The sequence below is a fragment of the Alkalibacterium sp. s-m-28 genome (assembly GCF_054658175.1).
On sequence record NZ_BAAGIQ010000285.1, the window covers coordinates 1 to 423 of the forward strand.

The following is a 423-nucleotide window of genomic DNA, read 5'->3' on the forward strand; positions in this document are numbered from 1 at the left end:
ATCATTCGTCTATACGGAAAACGGTGGGACATTGAGACGTTCTTCAAGTACTGTAAATCTTATTTACAGCTCGGGAAAGAAGTCTACGGACGAAAATATGACATCATGATTGCCCACACAACGATTGTCTTTATGCGGTATATATTTTTTGCACTTGTTTCACGAAATGAAAAGGATCCACGAACGATTGGAGAACTCTTTTATTTAGAATGCGACGAACTAGAAAACATTCGCTTCACAAAATCTTTATCTCTTCTTTTGCATGCTTTAAAAGCACTGCTTGAAGACCAATTTGTATTATCCGAACAACAAGTAACGGCGTTGCTCGATCAATTAATCGACACATTACCGGCGGCATTCAAAGAAATTTTGATTGGAAATCAGTCAAACCAAGAACAAATTGCTGCGTAATTTCTTTGGTGA

Annotated in this window: 1 pseudogene; it reads left to right on the forward strand. The window is 37.6% G+C overall.

Going from position 1 to position 423, the window contains the following annotated elements:
- Nucleotides 1-411: pseudogene (locus ACYQ4S_RS12345) on the forward strand (IS4 family transposase); the annotation flags it as partial.
- Between the last annotated feature and the right edge of the window lie 12 nt (nt 412-423).